Genomic DNA, 15,753 nt, shown 5'->3' with positions numbered 1-15,753 from the left:
AACAATGATAGCATACGTTCCGAATTCCCCGCAACCGAGAGAGAACGGCAAAAACCGCGGGAGGAGCAGGTTTTCCGGGGGATGGCGGGGATTTGCTGTATAGAAATTCTAGTAAATCTTCTTTGAAAATCGCTTTTTTTGTTAAGGCGGATGCAAAAGCATAACGCAGTTGTGATTGAACAGCCTTCTCCTGATGAAAAAAATTAAGATACCCGCATCAGGGAGGGGGGCAGCGCCCCGCGTCGCATACGTTTTTTACCGGGAGCAAAAACCGCCCTGCGCCCAAAGGCGTCAGGACGGTTTCCCGTAGTCTGCATTATGGCAGTGCCGATCCGCTTTTGTGGGCAATCCGCGCCGAGGCCGCTGCTGCGAGGCCGGCAATCAAATCATCCAAAAAAACATGAATCCGCGTGCCGCTGTTATTCAAATCACGGATAATTCCTGTCTTATCCTTGTCAAGATAGCCGAAGCTGGTCAAGCCAATCATACCGTATACACTGGTGATGCCCAGAGCCAGCGTCTCATCGACACCGTACAGCGGCTCGTCCGTTTCCATGATGGACTGCAGCGGCTCCGGCAGCAGCCTGCGTTCCGCCAGATCGTCCAGGGCGATGCCTGTGCAAAGAGTGTACTGCACCTCGCGTTTACGCAGGACGGCCAGCACGCTGTCCTCGCATTCCAGCTTAGTCAGGCTGCTGTTATAGGGCAGCTGCAGCTTGTGAACGATATCCGCGATATCGGCGATTTGTACGCCTCGTTTGGCAAGCAGGGCGATGACGTCTTGTTCCTGCATGTTCAATTCACCCTTTCCGGTACCTTGTCCGGCCGGCTGACGGGTTAACCGTTCTTAGCCAAGAAGACGGCAAATACGGCCGTCTCCGAATCGGACGATTACTTCAATGTATGCACCGGATAAAAGGGTGATGTACTTTTTTTGCGCAGCCGGCAGCCTGTTTATTTCACTCGTACCGTCCCTTGTCCAAGCAGATGCTCCACCGCCCTGGTCAAAGCCGGGCCCGCTTGAACACGGTAGGCTTGGCTGAGAGCGAGCAGCTTTTGCTCTGCTTCATAGAACAGGACGACCTCCTGTTTGCCCGCATACTGCTGCAGCAGGCCCTTGAGCTGCCGCAGCACAAGCGGGTCCTCTCGCTGAGGGGTGATTTTGATATAAACCCGCGAGACCGGAGCCGGACTATTGTCCGTGCGGCGCGAAGCGCCCGGATTCTCCGGACCGCCTGCTCCGGCCCCTGTCCTGTTTGGCATACGCTGCTGCTGCTGCTGCTGATAAGCGGGAGCTTGTGGACCGCGGGATAGGGCGCTATCGCCCGGCTCCGAACCGTTCGGCGTTCCAGACGGGACGCTCCCTGAATGGGACGGCTTGTATCCGCTATTCCGCGATCCGCCCTCACTGGCGCGATTCTGCTGTGCTCCCGGCTGTGAGCCTCCACGGCGGCCGGAATCGCCGGAGCCTGTCCCTGCCGCCGCCCGCACGGAACCGCCGCCACTGCGCGCTCCTCCGACGCCGGGACTTGCGCCGGCACGCGGAGCGGCTGAAGCGCTGCTGCCGCCACTTCGCAAGCCTTGCGGACCGCCGCGCGAGGACTGCGGCGTCCCCCCTGCAGCAGCACGCTGCAGTCTGCCGCGGGCCCGCCGGGCAAGCTGTGCCGCATCAGGGTCATCCAGGCGGATAACCTGATCGGCAATCAGCTTAACCTCCTCCTCCTGATGCTGCAGCTTGCCCCGGACTAGAAGCAGCGCGCCCTTCTGGACGATAGCACCCGCCGTTTTCCACAGCTCCGGAAACAGCACCACCTCGGCCTTGGCCACCCGGTTCTCCAGCTCCATGAAGGCCATAGCCTGGCCTTTCTTGGTCACAATGGACTTCACCGAAAGCACCAGGCCGGGTACCAGCACATCAGCTCCTTCCTCCGCTTCGGCCAGCAGGTGAATCTGATCGGTTTCCATTCGCTCAACCGCTTCCTCATACGCATCCAGCGGGTGACCCGAAATATAGAGTCCCAGCAGCTCCTTCTCCAGCTCCAGCTGCTGGGTCGTCGTATAAGGCGTCAGCTCGGGCAGCGGCATGCTCCAGTGCACATCCTCCGTGAAGCCGAACAAATGGAGCTGCAGGTCATCACGGTCCTTTTTCCACTTGACCGCCGCCTCCAGGGTCTCCTCCAGCACAGCCAGCAGCTGCTTGCGGTGTCCCTCGAAGGTGTCCATGGCCCCCCCTTGAATCAGGGACTCCAGCACACGCTTGTTGCACACCCGCAGGTCCACCCGGCGGCAAAAGTCCAGCAGTCCCTCGTACGGCCGCTCCCCCCGCTCCCGGATAATCGATTCCATCGCGTGCGCGCCGACATTCTTAATCGCGGCCAGCCCGAAACGGATAGCCCGCTTGCCGCTTCCCGCCGGACCGGCGGCAGACTCACGTTCATGCTCCTCCAGCCCGGCTCCCGCGCCGGCGGCAGGGGTGAAATAAATGCCGCTCTCATTCACATCGGGAGGCAGCACCGGAATCTTCATCCGGCGGCATTCGTCAACGTATTCCGCAATCTTGCGATGATTGCCCATGACCGAGGCCAGCATGGACGCCATGAACTGCACCGGGTAATGCGCCTTAAGATACGCCGTCTGAAACGCCAGCACACCGTAGGCGGTTGCATGCGCGCGCGGAAAGCCGTAATCGGCGAACCGGACAATCATGTCGTAAACGTGATTCGCCTCCGCCTCCGCGTAGCCCTGCCGCAAGCTGCCGCGGACGAATGCCGCCCGCTGCTCATCCAGAACCTCCCGCTTCTTCTTGCTGACGGCGCGCCGCAGCAGGTCCGCTTCCCCGAGAGAAAAGCCCGCCATCCGGGAGGCAATCTGCATAATTTGCTCCTGGTATACGATAATGCCGTACGTGTCGGACAGTATCGGCTCCAGCGACGGATGCGGGTATTCCACTTCCGCCAGGCCGTGCTTGGCCTGAATATACTTGGGGATAAATTCCATTGGGCCAGGCCGGTACAAGGCCAGCACCGAAATGATGTCCTCAAAAGCGCTGGGGCGCAGCTCCTTCAGCACCCGCCGCATTCCGGCGGATTCAAGCTGGAAAATCCCGGTCGTATCGCCCCGGCTCAGCAGCTCGTAGGTTTTCGGATCATCGTCCGGCACCTGGTGGAAGTCAATCCGGTTTCCGCTCTCCTGCTCCACCCAATCCAGCGTCCGCTCAATAATGGACAAATACCGCAGCCCGAGGAAATCCATCTTCAGCAGTCCGATTGCTTCCAGATGCTCCATCGAATACTGCGTAAGCGCCGTCTGCTCCGTGCCTTCCTGTAAAGGCACATAATTCGTAAGCGGCTCACGCGAAATGACAACCCCGGCGGCATGAGTGGAAGCGTGGCGGGGCATCCCCTCCACCTTCATCGCCATCCGGATAAGCTCGGCCGTCTTGGGCTGCCGCTCGCACTGCTGTCGCAGCTCCGGACTCAGCTTGAGCGCATCCTCAATTGTAATGCCAAGATGGTTCGGTATCAGCTTCGCCGCCTTATCAACCTCCCCGTACGGCACATTCATAACCCGCCCCACATCCCGCACAGCCGCCTTCGCCGCCATGGTGCCGAAGGTGATAATCTGCGCGACATGCTCTGCGCCATATTTGCGCGCCACGTATTCGATGACTTCATCCCGCCGCACGTCGCTGAAATCTATATCAATATCAGGCATGCTGATCCGCTCCGGATTCAAGAACCGTTCGAACAGCAGACGGTATTTGATCGGATCCACATCCGTAATACGGAGCACATAAGCCACGAGACTGCCTGCCGAGGATCCCCGCCCCGGACCGGTGACGATCCCCTTTTCGTGGGCGTACCGGACGAAATCCCATACAATCAGGAAATAATCGTCAAAGCCCATGCGGCCAATAACACCAAGCTCATAGTGCAGGCGATCCGTGACCTCGGCGCGGAACGGCTCCTCCTGCCATTCCGGCTTGGACGCATACCGCTGGTGCAAGCCGGTCTCACAAAGCTGCAGCAAATAAGACTGCGCCGTCAGCCCTTCGGGAACCGGACGGAAGCTGGGCAGCACCGAACGTCCGAACTCCAGCTCCAGCGTCACCTTGGCGGCAATTTCCTCCGTCCGCGTTATGGCCTCGGGCACATGGGCAAACAACCGCGCCATGTCCTCCCCGCTTTTTAAATACAGTTGATCCGTCTGGATCTTCATCCGGTCCTTCTCTTCCATCGTCTTACCGGTCCCGATGCAGATCAGGCAATCCTGCATTTCATGATCTCCCGGATGCACATAATGCACATCGTTGGTCGCCACGATCGGGATACCGGTTTCCTTGCTCAATTGAATCATGCCCTGCATCACCTTCTTCTGATCCAGCAGGCCGTGATCCTGAAGCTCCAGGTAAAAGTCATCCCCATACAGCTCCCGGTATTTGAGCGCCGCCGCAAGCGCTTCCTCCTGACGCCCGTGCAGCAGATGCCTGGAAACCTCCCCGCTCATGCAGGAGCTGAGGCAAATGATTCCCTCCGCATACCGCCGCAGCAGCTCAATATCGGCACGGGGCTTGTAATGAAATCCTTTAAGCTGCGCCTCGCTGCAAATTTTCATCAGATTGCGATAGCCCTGCTCGTTTTTGGCAAGCAGGATCAGATGATAAATCGGCTGGTCCTGTCTGGATGCTTTGTCCGTCATGGACCCGGCCGTGAAATAAATTTCACAGCCCAAAATCGGCTTAATTCCCCGCTCCCGGCACGCCTTATAAAAAGCAACCACCCCATACATCACGCCGTGGTCCGTTAGCGCCAGCGATCGCATTCCCAGCTTGGCCGCTTGATCCGTCAGCTCCGTGATGCGCGAAGCGCCGTCCAGCAAACTGTATTCACTATGCACATGCAAATGGACAAACCCGCTCATATCCCCGCCCCCTCGCCGCTTTGGGCATCCGCCCGCTTTTCTTCTATATTATCATATTTTTGCGAACAAAAAAGCGAACACTTCAAATCATTCATATCCTTTTCCGCTTTTCATACAAATAAGTAAAGACAGGCCTTGGCAGTGCGGCCGGAAAGGGGCACAGCATGGAAACCTTCGTGACAAAGCTGATTTCCTATTTCTTCGTTTCGCTTGGAGTTGTACTCGGCGCTTCACTGCTGGGCGGCATCGGCGCAGTGCTGACACTGCAGCCCCCTTCATTGACCATGGACAGCATTTCCCGGCAAATCAAAATATGGGCCATCGTCGCAGCCATTGGCGGCACGATCGACCCGATTCGAATTATTGAAAGCAACCTGATCGGCTGGCACTTCTCCCCGGTCATCAAGCAGGTGCTGTTTATTCTCGGCGCTTTTCTCGGCGCGCATCTCGGGACCGTTCTTGTAGGCTGGATTAGCGGAGGGGGCGGTAAGCCTTGAGGGTGCCGGATTTCAGCCGGCTTGTGCCGTGGCTGCGGGCAATCGGCTTGTTCGCCGTGGGTATGATTGTCGGCGGCGCAGTGTATATGTCCATTCATCAATACCTGTTCAGTCAGGTGGTTATGCTGAACATGAAGCTGGAGAGTGAGCGGGATAAGCTGCAGGCCGAGGTCGGGGAATTAAAAAAACAGCCTTACAAACAGACCGTCATCCGAAGTCTTGTCGTAAAAACCGAATCGGCCGATCCGGCTCTTCCGCTAGACGATTTGACCGCCCAGAAGCTGGGCGAACGGCTGGAGCGGCTTTTAAAACCGCTGTTTATCGGGCAGGAGGCTTCGACGATGGTCCAATTGGAAAATATCGACGCCACGCGGGCGCTCATTAACCGGCGAATCATTCTGGATCAATCGGATTATCTCGTAGAAATGCGGACTGCCGTATTGCTGTATTCGGAGCTCAAAATATGGGTGAAGGCACGGCCGTTCACCCGCACGGAATGACATGAAATCGATGAGCAGTCTTGTTGCGGACTCTGCGGATCATGAACGGTAAGCGTCTATCTCAGCCGGCCATTTATGAATCCTCGCCTTACGGTCTGCAATTCGCGCTTTGTTTTACAACGACCTCCCCGCCTGATAAAATGAGAGAAATATAACCGTCAGAAGGGATTTAATCAGCGATGACAACGACACTGCAAACGGTCATTTCCGTCATTCTTGTGACTACACTCGGCTTGACCGTCTTCTTCAGCATCAAATACCGGCGGCTTGCTTCGCCGAAAGCCCGAGGCTTGAATGCCGCCCGAATGAACATTTCGATGGGATTATTGCTGGTTACTATTTCCAGCTCCCAGTTCCTGCTGTTTGAGGGCTCCAGCCTGCGTACCGTATTTGCCGCTATTTGCCTCGTGCTGGGGGCCTTCAATGTATTTGCCGGCATTCGCAACTACGGGGCATTCAGCCGGATGAAGGATTCCTAATCCGGGAGCTGCGGGAGCGTCATAATTCACGGGGACCCGCATAAACTGAACCGATAAACCAAAACCGGAGGTGTCCCCTGTAATGACGACTCCCCAAGCGACATTTTCATATGACCCTTACGTGGTTCAGACGCTTCAAACGGTTACCGGCAAATCCCTTGTCGTAGAAACAGCGCGCGGCAGCCTTAGAGGGACACTGCAAGAGGTGAAGCCGGACCACATTGTCCTGAAATCGGATGACAAGCTGTTTTACGTCCGTATTGCCCAAATCATCTGGGTTATGCCCGTCTAAGCGCGGCAAGCCCGCTCCAGCCGTCTTTTGAGCCGGGGAGCGGGCCTTTTTTTATGAAATACGATACGTTCTGGACGCCGATAGCACAGGCGGATGCCCGTTTCACTGCTGATCCAGCACCTGGGCCGCAAACATCGCTTTGGATACCGGGTTTCCGTTATGGTATACTTCGACATCTATTTTGGCGAACTTGCGGCTCACTTCTATAATCCGGGGGCGCACCTCGATTTCGTTGTCGATTTGGAGCGGACGCAGGAAATAGGCTGACATGCTCTCAAGCACCATATCCCCCTTTTTGTAATCCCGCACCGCGCTGAAGGCCGCCTGGGTCATCAGCGTAGTAAGCACCCCTTCCGAAACAGCCCCCAAATGATTTGTCATTTGCGGAGAAATGACGCCCCGGAACTGAACCTGCCCCTGCTCATTGCGCTGCTCGCTAAATTCGGACAAAATCAGATCCTCAATCGTCTCCCCAATTTGCGGCTGCTTCTGGATGTACTGCATGGCCTTCAGCACATCCTTGCGGCTGATCACCGCAATCAGCTTGCTCTTGCTGTCCACCACCGGCAAAATTTCAATGCCCTCCCACACCATCATGTGCGCTGCTGACGCAACCGATGTATTCGGCTGAACAGACAGCGGATTACGAGTCATGAACTTGTCAATGGTCTGATCCTTGCCGGCCCCCACAACGTCCTTGCTCGTAATGATCCCGACAACCCGGTTCCATTCGTCCACTACCGGAAAGCGGCTGTGTCCGGACTCCTCCAGCAGCTGCTGCCAATCGGAAACCGTGCTGTTGCTTTTGAGAGCATGAACCGCTGCCCCCGGCGTCAAAATATCCTCAATCAGCATAATTTTTTTCTTAATGAGCCGGTCATAGATCGCCCGGTTAATCAGCGAGGCCACGGTAAAGGTATCGTAGCTGGAGGAAATAATCGGGAGCGCAAGCTCATCCGCCAGCCGCCTGACTTCATCCGTCGTGTTAAATCCCCCCGTAATCAATACACCCGCCCCAAGCTCCAGCGCGCAAATGTGGGCCTTGTCCCGGTTCCCTACAATCAGCAGATTGCCGGGTTCAATATAACGCAGCATCGCGTCCTGCTCCATCGCGCCGATCACGAACTTGTTCAAGGTTTTGTCCAGCCCCAGCGCTCCGCCAAGCACGTAACCGTCGACAATGTTCACAACCTCCGCGAACGTCAGCTTGTCGATGTTGTTGCGCTGCTTTTTTTCTACACGGACTGTGCCGATACGTTCTTTCGTGCTGACCAGACCGACATTCTCCGCTTCCTTAATCGCCCGGTATGCGGTTCCTTCGCTGACGCTCATGTCCTTGGCGACACGGCGGACCGAAATTTTGCTGCCCACCTTTAATTCTTCAATATATTTCAAAATCTGCTCATGCTTCGTTCCCGCTTCTTGCTCATTTCTCTCCATCTCTTGCACACCCCTTGTATTGCACCCTGTATCCTATTTTATAGGACCATTATACTATTTTGCCGAAATTGATACAATTTTTTACAGAAAGCTCATTTTTCTTAATGACAACTGTCGTTTTGTATTGTAATATGGTTTCAATCCCAGTATTAACCATAATTCTATTCCTCATGATTAAAATGTTTAGCGCTTTCATCCGATAGTTGACACGAAATTTCGCTTAATTTAGGATTTTAATACTGGGGCTAATTTAGGAGGAAGGTCGCAATGAACGCACTATACTTTTTTATTCTTTCTTCCATTGAATTTTTCAGCGGATTGTGTTTAATTCTCACAATGTTCATGTTCCCTATACGGACGTACCTCCCGCACCTTGTCTTCACTTCCCTCATTTTAACACAAACGTCCTATTTATTTTTCGAAGTTTTTTCACTTCAATGGCTCGGACCAGTTGTTCAACTGTTTATGGTTCTTTTGTTTTTCTGGCTTATGTTTCGGATTCAATTATTTTATGCAACTATAATGGGAATTGTCGGGTATATCGGAGTTTTTGTCATTCAAATCTTAATCATCTTTTTTGGAGAACTTCTGCATATCATAACGATGCAAGAAATGCTAGAAAATAAAATACTGAGTTATACAATGCAGCTTGTCAACTCTGCTGCTGCAATACTCATTTCAATCTTTTTGAAGCGTTACAGAATTGGGTTTACTTTTATACCAGATTCCGAAAAATATAACCTCTCCCTTCGCGGGAACAATTTACTTTTCCTGATTGTTATGGTTATCGCCGCTGCTTTTCTGAATATATTTCTCCCTTTTGTTTATGGAAATACAATTTACTTCCCAATATTCGCATTTGCTCAACTTATTATCTTCGTCATTTTACTACTCCTTACCTTTAAGAAGGAGGAAAAACGATGATCTATGCAATTGCCGAGAAAATCGCAATAAAAATCAAACAATTAAATGAAGAAGAGACAACAAGTGTTCCCGTCATGAAATATGCCCTTATTGGAATTATTTCGATTTGTTCAACTACATTCTTAACGATTCTAATTGCCTTTTTAACGGACAAACTTTACAGCACAATCATAACCATGATTGCTTATGTTATTCTTCGAACTTTATCTGGAGGCTTCCATTTCAAAAGCGCAACTGGATGCATCTTATTTTCAGTAACGAATTTTGTTGTGATTCAATTTATTCCCATGAATGATACCTCGATGTGGATAGCCACGGCGATAAGCGGACTACTCGTTCTTTTGTACGCTCCTTCTGACTTAAAGGGAAAAACACGCATTCCCGAACTATTGTTTCCTTATTTAAAAATCATTTCACTTATCGTAATTCTGAGTAATGTTTTTTTTCAGTCCACTATTGTCTCTCTCGCTTTTTTTTCCCAATCACTTACCTTACTTCCTTGGCTTAATATTCTAAAAAAGGAGGTGATAAATAATGAAACATAAACTCGCATACTATGCATCTGGTTTCCTATCTATTGCTGCCCTCTTATTTGTATCTATTTCATGTTGGGGATTCTCCCATCGTCCCGAAACCCCGGAAGAACTGTTAAAGTAATGTATGGACCGGGCTGCCGGACAAACCATTCTGGCAGCCAATTGCCAACCAAGTTGATGGAGTGAGTTAGCCCCATGTATATCCCAGTAACCAAAGACAAATTTAATAACACCGACATTGTGCTGCTCGACATCAATGAGGTCATCTATATTGAAATGGAAGACCGAAATGTGGTGTATCACACCCTGCACGACAAGTATTATCATCTGGCGCCTTCCTTATCTGTCATTGGCATACATCTGGAAAGCCATGGTTTTCGAAAATTAGACAGAATCAATCTGGTGAATACAAATCAGGTACGGGCCTTTGACGACGAACACGGCAAGGTCTTTTTTGAGACTGATGTTCAACCGGCCAGTAAATACGCCACGATTCCGTTTTTACATAAAAAAAAGCTCAGGCAGGAAATTGAAGTATGGATTAGCAATAATAATGGTAATAACATAAAATAAACCAATTGTAAACAAAAAATAACCTACGTCTAATAAGGTACACAAATCACTCAAACTCCTTTATTCTGGTAATATAAACAGAAGGAGGAGGTTTTTTTATGCCTGGCCATACAGCAATTGATCAGACCTTATTAGAATTGGCCATTCAAACCGTACTGTTTCAACACCGTCATGAATTAGGTTCCCTGTCCGCTCAGGACAACGTCCATTTACTGCGCAAAATGGCGAAGGAAATTATACAGAGGGCGCAAACCTTCGATACTATAACGGATAGTGTGATAAAAAAAGTGGAGGCTGTACAGAATGGGTTACAGGTCAATGGCTCCGGATCTGCGGAGCAGCTGTTACAATTGCGGATATTTCAAAGTTAGCCAGGACATGATGAATGGCAAATGCCACTTTCATAAAATACAAGGAACCACGGTTATCGGCACCGGCACCTGTGATGATTTCCATACGAAACAAATCAGCCTATATACGAATACAGCGTTGTCTTCCAAAAAAAGGACACGTGCGGCCATATCTTTGGGGTACTGATAAAACATCACTCTGCTCGGCCATAGAGTTGCACGGCAATAAGCCCCCTTGAATCTGGTCATTGCATCAGATTAAAGGGGGCTTTTGGATTGTCAACATGAAATCCCTGTCCCGGATCTGTCAAGAGTTTTGTGTAAACGCACAGTCTATACACCACCTCCTCCCCCCTACGACTCCGAAGGTGGAAAATTCAGGTTTATCCGAAATGGCTACAAAGTAGTCCTTTATTCGGAGACTGTTTAGAATGCGATCCAAAACAAGGCTGCCTCGAATTTTCAAGGCAGCCTTGTTCCCGTTAGATTAGATCTTACTTTTCCTTGTGCGCCAGCATGTTCAGCAGTACCGTAATGGCTTCTGCTCTTGTCGTTCTGTCATCCGGAGCAAAGTTGTTATTGTCCTTACCTTCGATAATGCCAAGCTTCTTCATTGCTGCTACGGCCCCTTTTGCCCATGCTGGAATGTCCTTGTCGTCGGCGAATCCCATGGCCGGGTCGGCTTCGACTGGCTGACCCAGTGCCTTGGCAATCATCGCTGCCATCTCCGTACGCGTAATTTCGGCGTCGGGCTGGAAAGAGCCGTCCTCATAGCCGCTAATAATGCCGGCTTGCACCGCTTGCGCGACCGCTTTCTGCGCCCATGCACCGATCTTCGCCTTATCGGTAAACATCAGGTCCGCGACATCTCCTTGCGGTTTGAGTGCATTCATCAACATCACTGCGAATTCCGCGCGGGTGACGGTACGGTTCGGCAGGAACGTGCCATCCGCGTATCCGCTGACAATTCCGCCGCTTATCGCCTGCTTGATGTTAGCCTCTGCCCAGTGTCCGGAAATATCGTTGAAGTGGAGCGGCTGATGTACGTCATCCGCAGATTCCGAATCTTGTCCTACACCGAATACCGCAAACTTCGTAAAATGGTCGACCTTTACGGTGATGGTATTCCCGTTTACCGTGCCGCCGATCGCCACCCATACCTTCTTCGCTTCGTCATAGTAGAATACGGAAGGCGTTTGACCGCTCGTCATGCTTTTTTGATCAAAGGTAAACGTCAGAGTGACCGGCTTATTGAAGTTCTCCGGAACGTTTTTCAGAATTTCGAATACCGGACTGGCCAAAACGTCACGACTTGTGAGCAGCTTCTGTGTGTCTTCCACTTTTTCAATCGTTACTTTCAACTCTCGGCTGGAAGCATCCGCAGGAATCGTGAGGGTGATTCCAGCTCCAAGACTAACCTCGCCCGTTTTGCCTGTTGGAAGCGCTAGTTGACCGTCTGTCGAGGTCACTTTATCGCTTGAGGCCGTTGATGATGAACCTCCACCCCTACCGGAGGATGACGATCGCGAGGGTTTCGCAGACGCACGTGTTACCGTCATCTTATACGTTTTTGTCGTTGCTCCATCCTGTGCGGTTACATCAAGGGTAATTACATTACTGCCTACGTTCAAGGCAATAGCACCGCTGGCTTGACCGCTTGTAATCGTTGTTCCGTTCACTTTCATGGCTGATCGGCTATCATAGACGCTGGCCGTTACGGTAATGCTGGAAACATCATTAGCTACACTTGCGGTGTAGTCGGTCGTTCCGGCTGCGAATGCGGGAGACAATGTTCCGCTCGATAATGTGATTCCGTTCAGGTCCGCGTTATTGCTTAATCGGTTCACCGTAAGATTATACGTAGAATGCGTTCCGTCCTGCGCAGTAACCGTAATCTGAATCAGATTAGGCCCGACACGCAAGTGAGAAGCGGTGTAAGCATATATTTTGTCCGCAACTGCAGTGTATACCGCTCCCGTTACCGTAAGCGCTTGGTTCGGATCTCCTGGCGTCAGGGAGACCTGGAGACTCGTAACGCTGCTCGGCACATCGACGCTATACGTAAGCCCGGATGGTGCAAACACCGGCGTGAGCGTGCCTTGATCCACGGACAAGCTGGACAACGATGCGTTCCTTGACAGCCACTGCGCGTACAGCGTTACATTCGCAGCGCCCATGGTGAACGTTTCCGTGCCGTCCGCCTTATAGCTCGTCCCGCTTCCATCTGCCGCCGTGTTCCATCCCGCAAACACATAGCCGTTCTTCTCCAGATTCCTCGAATTGCCCTGTACCGAAACGGTCGCTCCATGCTCATAAAAGCCCTGATCTGCCGGTACGCTTCCGGATGTCTCTCCGTTTCCGTCATACGTTAGCACGTGCAGCAGATTCCATTGCGCGTACAGCGTCACATCCTTTGAGCTCATGCTGAATGTATCGTTTGCGGCATAAGTCGTCCCGCTGCCGTCCGCCGCCGTGTTCCAACCTCTGAACGAATAGCCCTCCTTAACCAGACTGCCCGTGTTGCCTGCCACAGTAACCTGATCACCTGACTTGTACGTGTTGCTGTCAAACGGCACATCCCCCGCAGAGCTTCCGTTCCCGTCATAGGTCACAAAATGCTGTAACGCACGCAAATAAGGATATCCCTTATTGTGAGATGACTGGATCCCCCATGTGTTTTCAAAGTCCCAGCCTGCATCGCTATATGTGCTTTGGGTCTTCATCTGTGCAGTCGATTTGCCATCGCCTCTACCTACATCATTTTGCCCTGTAGTATCCATATCGTAGAAGCTGTTGTCGATCGTCTCCGTTCCTGAATAAAAACCAACCAGGCCCCCTGCATAAGAATAGCTTACTGTTACATGACCTGTGGCGTAGCTGTTGCTGATCGTGCCGCTTTCAATTACACTAACCAGGCCGCCGACTGCTGCTCTTCCGCTCACATCCCCTGCGGCGTAGCTGTTGCTGATCGTACTCTGAGCACCGTTACCAACCAGACCGCCGATTGTTTGATCTCCACTTACATCTCCTGTGGCATAGCTGTTGCTGATGGTGCTATGAGCACCGTAACCAATCAGGCCGCCGACCGTATCCTGCCCGCTCACACTTCCTGCGGCATAGCTGTTGCTGATGGTGCTCTGAGCACCGTTACCAACCAGGCCGCCGACCGCATACTCCCCGCTCACACTTCCTGACACATAGCTATTGCTGATCGTGTTGCTGTTCACACTGATACCTACCAGGCCGCCGACCACATACTCCCCGCTCACACTTCCTGACACGTAGCTATTGCTGATCGTGCTGTTCGTACTGATGCCAACCAGGCCGCCTGTTGGCGCCATCATATTACGGATCATAACATTTTCTAATTTCATATTGGTCAGTACGGCATCATTTGTATAGGCGAATAACCCGGCCACATCCTTAGGCTCGTTAATGGTCAAACCCGTAATTCGATAACCGTTCCCGTCCATTTCTCCCCGGAATGGCTCAAACATCGTTCCGATTGGCCACCACCCCTCTTCAGACGAGTAGTCTCTTACGCTCAAATCAATATCCGCTACGAGCTTAAAAAAAGATACCGGATAATTCCTGACGGCATGGAGCTGATCGGCAGTTGCTATCCAATAGGGGCTAAGGGATGTGCCAGTGCCTCCTTCAAACTCCGCAGTCACCTTGCCCACCTCTTGAACGACCGTCGCTACAGCAAAATCTTGTGCTTTTACCGTAATCGTGTGAATGCCCGATCCTAGCGCATCGCCACGAATCTGGATCATCCCGGCGCTAACCGAGTAATCTGTCCCCTCTGTCAGCCTTACAGCGCCGCTCTTCACCTCGGTAATGTTGCTTCGCCAGACCGAATCGTCCGTGAATGTAATCTCGATTTGGTGATCCGTATCATTATCCGTCATATCCGCTGTCAATGCCGGCGGCACGATAACTCTATTATAGCTCATCACCGTTACATTATTGCTATTGTCCCAATCCGTATAAGCCATATAGGGGGTTCCGTCTGAGGCTAAGGAAAGGGATGCTACTGATGCAGCGCTAGGCGAAAACCCGTCTTTGCCTACGTACACCCAGGTATTGCTGTCGCTATCATACCTCATCACCGTGGTCTTCGAACTATTACCGTGGTCACGGTAGCCCACATAAAAGGTGCCATTTGGCGCCACTTCCAGGGACACATTTGCTGCATAGCCAGTTGAAATACTCTCGTTGCCTAAAGGCACCCAGGCATTGCTGTCACGATCATACTTCATCACCGTGGCTTTACTGAAATTATCACCGTCCGCATAGGCCACATAAGGGGTTCCGTCTGAGGCTACATACAGGGACGTGCTTTCTGCATTACTAGCTGAGAAACTGGCATTGCCTACCGTCCCCCATGTGTTCATGAAGCTATCGTACTTCATCACCGTCGCCTTGCCGGAATCCCCTAGATCCGAATAGGCCACATAGGGTGTGCCGTCTGAGGCTACATACAGGGAGTTGTAGGATGTAGAACTCGCCGAAAAATGAGGGTTGCCCACGGTGTTCCAAGTATCGCTGTTGCTATCATATTTCATCACCGTGAGCCTGCCGTTATTCGATACATCCGAATAGGCCACATAGGGAATGCCGTCTGCAATGTATAGAGATACATTGTTTATGAACCCATCCCGGAAACCATTGGGGCCCACAGGTTCCCAAGCATTGTCTTCACTATCATACTTCATTACCATGCCCCGACTTTGAAAGCCATATTCCCAATAGGCCACATAAGGGGTACCGTCTGCAACTTTAATCGTCATGTAGTATGATTCATAAGTCGAAAAGCCACGGCTGCCTACGGAGACCCAAGTATTGCTGTCTCTATCATACTTCATCACCGTGGCCTTATTGCCACGGTTCACATCCATATAAGCCACATAAGGAGTTACACCGTCAACATAGAGCGACATGTATTCCGCCCCACCTTCTGAAAAAGCCGTGTTCCCCAGCTCCTGCCATTCCTGTAACGTAGCCGCAAATGCCTTGCCTCCCCCGGACACAAGAACACCCGAGAGCTCTCCCAACACCATCAACATCGCCAACATCAAGGTGAACACTTTGTTGACTGGCCTGCGTTTCCTATTACTATTCACTTCTCTTCCCCCATCTTCGCGATTTTTGCAACGGACACCGCATGCAACGCACATTTCGGCTCTTTCTGTCCGTTTTTGACGCTTCTTGTACTACTATAGAACGATTTCTACAAAAA

13 protein-coding genes are annotated in these 15,753 nt (G+C 51.8%); 9 read left to right on the top strand and 4 right to left on the bottom strand.

What is annotated here, in order from left to right; genetic code table 11:
* Nucleotides 1-316: 316 nt before the first annotated feature.
* Both WBG83_RS03550 and WBG83_RS03545 read right to left on the bottom strand, forming a co-directional pair.
* Entirely contained in the window at nucleotides 317-793 is a 477-nt protein-coding gene (locus WBG83_RS03550) for a phosphatidylglycerophosphatase A family protein (RefSeq protein WP_336742759.1), read from the bottom strand.
* A gap of 161 nt (nucleotides 794-954) precedes the next feature.
* A complete protein-coding gene (locus WBG83_RS03545) occupies nucleotides 955-4,920 on the bottom strand; it encodes a DNA polymerase III subunit alpha (RefSeq protein WP_336742756.1) in 3,966 nt (1,321 codons plus the stop codon).
* A 164-nt stretch (nucleotides 4,921-5,084) separates the two neighbouring features.
* Here WBG83_RS03545 and WBG83_RS03540 point away from each other — a divergent pair, with 164 nt between their 5' ends.
* The 4 genes from WBG83_RS03540 (at nucleotide 5,085) to WBG83_RS03525 (ending at nucleotide 6,688) form a co-directional block, all read left to right on the top strand.
* Nucleotides 5,085-5,417: a YtrH family sporulation protein gene (locus WBG83_RS03540; RefSeq protein ID WP_336742754.1), complete on the top strand. Its 333-nt coding sequence runs from the start codon at nucleotides 5,085-5,087 to the stop codon at nucleotides 5,415-5,417.
* Complete coding sequence (locus WBG83_RS03535) at nucleotides 5,414-5,917, top strand: hypothetical protein (RefSeq protein WP_336742752.1); 504 nt, start codon at nucleotides 5,414-5,416, stop codon at nucleotides 5,915-5,917. The genes WBG83_RS03540 and WBG83_RS03535 overlap by 4 nt, the downstream gene beginning before the upstream one ends.
* Nucleotides 5,918-6,096: 179 nt before the next feature.
* Nucleotides 6,097-6,396, top strand: coding sequence for a YtpI family protein (locus WBG83_RS03530; RefSeq protein ID WP_336742751.1), 300 nt, complete (start codon nucleotides 6,097-6,099; stop codon nucleotides 6,394-6,396).
* An 82-nt stretch (nucleotides 6,397-6,478) separates the two neighbouring features.
* Nucleotides 6,479-6,688, top strand: a complete 210-nt coding sequence (locus tag WBG83_RS03525) for a YuzF family protein (protein WP_336742749.1) — start codon at nucleotides 6,479-6,481, stop codon at nucleotides 6,686-6,688.
* 102 nt (nucleotides 6,689-6,790) lie between these two features.
* Here the strand turns inward: WBG83_RS03525 and WBG83_RS03520 are convergent, their stop codons facing one another.
* The gene (locus WBG83_RS03520) at nucleotides 6,791-8,128 is read right to left on the bottom strand and encodes a DRTGG domain-containing protein (protein ID WP_336742747.1); all 1,338 of its coding nucleotides are present in this window, start codon (nucleotides 8,126-8,128) and stop codon (nucleotides 6,791-6,793) included.
* 267 nt (nucleotides 8,129-8,395) lie between these two features.
* Here WBG83_RS03520 and WBG83_RS03515 point away from each other — a divergent pair, with 267 nt between their 5' ends.
* The 5 genes from WBG83_RS03515 to WBG83_RS03495 all read left to right on the top strand — a co-directional run bounded on the left by WBG83_RS03515 (nucleotide 8,396) and on the right by WBG83_RS03495 (nucleotide 10,532).
* The gene (locus WBG83_RS03515; RefSeq protein ID WP_336742745.1) at nucleotides 8,396-9,052 is read left to right on the top strand and encodes a hypothetical protein; all 657 of its coding nucleotides are present in this window, start codon (nucleotides 8,396-8,398) and stop codon (nucleotides 9,050-9,052) included.
* Complete coding sequence (locus tag WBG83_RS03510; protein WP_336742743.1) at nucleotides 9,049-9,597, top strand: accessory gene regulator ArgB-like protein; 549 nt, start codon at nucleotides 9,049-9,051, stop codon at nucleotides 9,595-9,597. Before WBG83_RS03515 ends, WBG83_RS03510 begins: the two co-directional genes overlap by 4 nt.
* Complete coding sequence (locus tag WBG83_RS03505; protein WP_336742742.1) at nucleotides 9,587-9,709, top strand: cyclic lactone autoinducer peptide; 123 nt, start codon at nucleotides 9,587-9,589, stop codon at nucleotides 9,707-9,709. Before WBG83_RS03510 ends, WBG83_RS03505 begins: the two co-directional genes overlap by 11 nt.
* Before the next feature lie 74 nt (nucleotides 9,710-9,783).
* Nucleotides 9,784-10,161, top strand: coding sequence for a LytTR family transcriptional regulator DNA-binding domain-containing protein (locus tag WBG83_RS03500; RefSeq protein WP_336742740.1), 378 nt, complete (start codon nucleotides 9,784-9,786; stop codon nucleotides 10,159-10,161).
* Between the two features lie 98 nt (nucleotides 10,162-10,259).
* Nucleotides 10,260-10,532, top strand: coding sequence for a hypothetical protein (locus WBG83_RS03495; RefSeq protein WP_336742738.1), 273 nt, complete (start codon nucleotides 10,260-10,262; stop codon nucleotides 10,530-10,532).
* 473 nt (nucleotides 10,533-11,005) lie between these two features.
* On the opposite strand, the gene WBG83_RS03490 is transcribed toward WBG83_RS03495, so the two are convergent.
* The gene (locus WBG83_RS03490; RefSeq protein WP_336742737.1) at nucleotides 11,006-15,637 is read right to left on the bottom strand and encodes an S-layer homology domain-containing protein; all 4,632 of its coding nucleotides are present in this window, start codon (nucleotides 15,635-15,637) and stop codon (nucleotides 11,006-11,008) included.
* Nucleotides 15,638-15,753: the final 116 nt, after the last annotated feature.

It is taken from the genome of Paenibacillus sp. y28 (assembly GCF_037137075.1).
Lineage (GTDB): Bacteria > Bacillota > Bacilli > Paenibacillales > NBRC-103111 > JBBBNV01.
This window is presented reverse-complemented; position numbering and strand designations above follow the sequence as displayed.

Excerpts from the sequence above, each read along its gene's own strand:
- WBG83_RS03515 (WP_336742745.1), top strand. The coding sequence starts at position 8,396 with ATGAACGCACTATACTTTTTTATTCTTTCTTCCATTGAATTTTTCAGC.
- WBG83_RS03540 (WP_336742754.1), top strand. The coding sequence starts at position 5,085 with ATGGAAACCTTCGTGACAAAGCTGATTTCCTATTTCTTCGTTTCGCTT.
- WBG83_RS03520 (WP_336742747.1), bottom strand. The coding sequence starts at position 8,128 with ATGGAGAGAAATGAGCAAGAAGCGGGAACGAAGCATGAGCAGATTTTG.
- WBG83_RS03510 (WP_336742743.1), top strand. The coding sequence starts at position 9,049 with ATGATCTATGCAATTGCCGAGAAAATCGCAATAAAAATCAAACAATTA.
- WBG83_RS03500 (WP_336742740.1), top strand. The coding sequence starts at position 9,784 with ATGTATATCCCAGTAACCAAAGACAAATTTAATAACACCGACATTGTG.
- WBG83_RS03530 (WP_336742751.1), top strand. The coding sequence starts at position 6,097 with ATGACAACGACACTGCAAACGGTCATTTCCGTCATTCTTGTGACTACA.
- WBG83_RS03550 (WP_336742759.1), bottom strand. The coding sequence starts at position 793 with ATGCAGGAACAAGACGTCATCGCCCTGCTTGCCAAACGAGGCGTACAA.
- WBG83_RS03495 (WP_336742738.1), top strand. The coding sequence starts at position 10,260 with ATGCCTGGCCATACAGCAATTGATCAGACCTTATTAGAATTGGCCATT.
- WBG83_RS03505 (WP_336742742.1), top strand. The coding sequence starts at position 9,587 with ATGAAACATAAACTCGCATACTATGCATCTGGTTTCCTATCTATTGCT.
- WBG83_RS03545 (WP_336742756.1), bottom strand. The coding sequence starts at position 4,920 with ATGAGCGGGTTTGTCCATTTGCATGTGCATAGTGAATACAGTTTGCTG.
- WBG83_RS03525 (WP_336742749.1), top strand. The coding sequence starts at position 6,479 with ATGACGACTCCCCAAGCGACATTTTCATATGACCCTTACGTGGTTCAG.